The sequence below is a fragment of the Lentilactobacillus kisonensis DSM 19906 = JCM 15041 genome (assembly GCF_001434135.1).
In the GTDB taxonomy this organism is placed as follows: Bacteria; Bacillota; Bacilli; order Lactobacillales; family Lactobacillaceae; genus Lentilactobacillus; species Lentilactobacillus kisonensis.
In genome coordinates this window covers 1-3,522 of record NZ_AZEB01000061.1, presented here as the reverse complement: position 1 = coordinate 3,522, position 3,522 = coordinate 1, and the positions used below count along the sequence as shown (strand labels likewise).

At 36.7% G+C, this 3,522-nt stretch carries 2 protein-coding genes; both read right to left on the bottom strand.

Going from position 1 to position 3,522, the window contains the following annotated elements; genetic code table 11:
• Positions 1 to 200: 200 nt before the first annotated feature.
• Complete coding sequence (locus FC98_RS13495) at positions 201 to 998, bottom strand: AlwI family type II restriction endonuclease (RefSeq protein WP_056949746.1); 798 nt, start codon at positions 996 to 998, stop codon at positions 201 to 203.
• Positions 999 to 1,175: 177 nt separating this feature from the next.
• Positions 1,176 to 3,290, bottom strand: coding sequence for an ATP-dependent protease ClpL (gene clpL / locus FC98_RS13490; RefSeq protein WP_056949745.1), 2,115 nt, complete (start codon positions 3,288 to 3,290; stop codon positions 1,176 to 1,178).
• Between the last annotated feature and the right edge of the window lie 232 nt (positions 3,291 to 3,522).

Here is a 3,522-nt window from a genome sequence, read left to right as displayed (position 1 = left end):
ATTACTTAAGAGATTTTAGACAGCTTCTAAGTAAACATATTTAGAACAGTAACTAGGATTCTTGTGGTACAAGTTAGTAGTTGTCAAATAATTTATTTTATTACTTATATACATATGGTTATAAGCATATTTTGCTGCGTCACTTGAATAATTAGGATGAGATTTGATCCGATAAACCTGAATATAATCACCTGTTTTCTTTATATGTTCATCACATTGTCATCTAATTCACTGGCTACAAAAATTGTTTGCGTTGGCTGTAATCCATTTTCGATAGTTAGATTCACTGTATGTCTTATCACAGGTTCTAATTCACCACGTTTTTGAGTATTATGATCCATCAGCGTTGCTTCAAGCAACAATGTACGATTCTCATAATGAAATTCTAAATCTCCTTGATAACCTGCAGCATGGGAAAGTGGTAAAAAGTCAGCATCTAGCGATAAATTATAGGCACTTCGAATATTTACTTTTTTATTGCTGATGTAATACCATGCGAGTCCTAGTACATACTCGAAAATGTCAGGAATTGGAGCATTATCAGTGACTGTTTTGACGATTAAATCGTCTTTACGACTAACAAATTGTTGTAATAACTCCAGCACCGTAGTTTTAGGAAATTTATTTCTAACTAATTTTTCGAATCTTATATTATTTTGCTTTTCTACTTCCTTTGCAATTTCCTGATAGTTGTCTAATCCCATTGTCCGAGCTACTAATTTAAGTACAGAATCAATCTGATTATCTGACAATCTTAGAGATTCAAGAAAGGTGCTCTGTTGATATAAAGCACTGCCAAAGTTTAAATCAAAGTCTTTATAGTTCTCTGAACCAGACATCGAAATATCATATGAAGTAAATATTTTTTCAAAAACTGGGCGTAATGGCAAACTCACAATATTATTACTATAGCTAATAACTCCGGCTAAATTTGTCAGACGATACGTCATATCCCCATATTCATGGACTAAATCATCACGTTTGGAATTGCGGAACACAACAAATATATTACCTAATGATGTATTAATAAGATCATTATCGCTATTGTCATCACATATTTACTCAATAGATTAATATCAAATGGTGAAAATCAACGAAAAAAGGAGATCTATCAAGCGATCTCCTGCCCAATAAATCTCCTCTTACATAAAGTTATTTATGAACACTGATTTAAGCTAAGCTGCCGATATCACAATCTCACCATCCACTAAATCAGCCTTCAAGTTTTTGACATCTAAGTGGTCAAGGTAGAAATCCGTTACCTTATCACGAATTTGTTGTTCAATTACTCGCCGTAATGGCCGCGCACCCATTGCTTCATCATAGCCTTGTTCCATCAGCCAATCTTTGGCCGCTTTAGTTACCTCAAGTTTGATGGATTTTTTGGCTAACGTTTTTTGTACATCCGCCAACATCAAATCGACAATTTGACTTAAGTCTTGCTTAGTCAGATGTGAAAATTCCACGATTCCATTAAAACGGTTCAGAAATTCTGGGCGGAAAAATGGTGCTAACTTATCCATTAATGACTGATCTCGTTGCTTGCCACCACTTAATGCTTCATTACCAAAGCCAGCATTAGAAGTAGCAATAATAATCGTATTTTTGAAACTAATGACATTGCCTTGTCCATCCGTTAAGCGCCCATCATCCATCACTTGTAATAGTAACGTTAATACTTGTGGATCAGCCTTTTCAATTTCATCTAATAATACAATGGAATATGGATTACGCCGAACCCGTTCAGTTAGAGTATTAGCATTATCTTCATAGCCTACGTATCCAGCCGAGGTACCAATTAATTTCGACACAGCTGTACGATCAGCATATTCACTCATATCTAGCCGAATAATCGCATTTTCATTTCCAAACATATCTAAGGCTAATTGCTTAGCTAATTCAGTCTTTCCTACGCCAGTTGGGCCCACAAACAGAAAACTTCCAATCGGCTGATCACCCTCTGAAAAGCCCGCACGGTTACGCCGAATTGCTTTTGCTACCATTTCAACCGCTTCATCTTGACCGATTACCTTACTTTTCAGACGCTTATCAAGATTTTTCAAATGCTCAATATCATTAGCGCCCATATCAGAAACTGGTATACCAGTTAAACGTTCAACCGATTGTGCCACATCATCAATCGTGGCAGTGATTTTTTCTTTTTGATCCGTTTCTTTAATTTTTTGCTTGGTTTCCTCGATCGACTTCTTGATATCAGCGGCTTTTTTAAAGTCCTCCGATTTAACGGCGGCCTCCTTAGCTGCCTCTAATTTTTTAACGCGTTGATCCAATGTCTCAACATCAGTTTGCGAATTTTTAGCCGCTAAATGAGCCGCAGTCATGTCGATCAAATCGATAGCTTTATCTGGCAAAGTGCGTTGTGGTATATATTGGATTGAATAATCCACAGCCGCCTTCAAAACATCATCTGGTAATACAACATGATGATGCTTTTCGTACAGCTTTTTAACACCTTGTAATATACGTAAAGTGTCAGCGGCCGTCGGTTCATTAATCACAACCTCATTGAATCGCCGTGCCAAAGCCGCATTTTTCAAAATAGTATTGCGATATTCATCTTGAGTCGTAGCCCCGATTACAGTCAGCTCGCCACGTGACAAAGCAGGTTTAATGATATCTGCCAATCCCTTGCCACCGTCTTCACCACCAGTGGCACCCGTGCCGATAATCTGATGAATTTCATCGAAGAATAGAATAATATTACCAGCTGCTTTAACTTCCTTTACCAGCTGTTTAATATTCTCTTCAAAAGAACCGCGATATTGAGTTCCTGCTTCCAAAGACGATAAATCAATCGAATAGATTTCTTTATCTTGAATCGTTTCTGGAACTTTACCAGCCACAATTGCTTGTGCCAGACCTTCGACGACTGCAGTTTTACCTACACCGGCATCACCAACTAAGATTGGATTATTTTTCGTTCTACGACTCAAAATTTCTGCAGTTTCTTGAATCTCATTCTCACGTCCAATCACTGGATCTAGTAATCCATCACGAGCCTGTTCCGTCAAATTAGTCCCTAACTTTTCTAAAATCCCTCCTTTTTTAACAGCCTGTTTACCATCTTTAGATACTTCTATTGTTTTATTATTTTGAGGTAGCTTACCAGTTGCTCGGTATTGAGCAAACTCATCTGGTGTCAACGATTTTCCATTAACTAAGTACCGTGCACGCTCCGAATTTTGATTATCCATGCGCCGAAATAATTGATTGAAAACATCATCCATATCATTGTTGAAAAAAGGATCATTTTCGTAGAAATTCGCCATAGTACAACACCTCCATAAAAATTTACATGTGTAACTTAGTGACCATAATATCCTTTAAAACTTCATCTAATTGTATCACGATTTTTATGTATCATTAAGTAAAGTGCTTATCGGTGTATTAAACGAGATACTTTGAAATACCATTACAACAAACCCTTTCAGGATAAATTGCCGTTAATTAGTATATCAAAATATAATATGTGGTAGATTGCAAATTTAATCCGAATTTTTG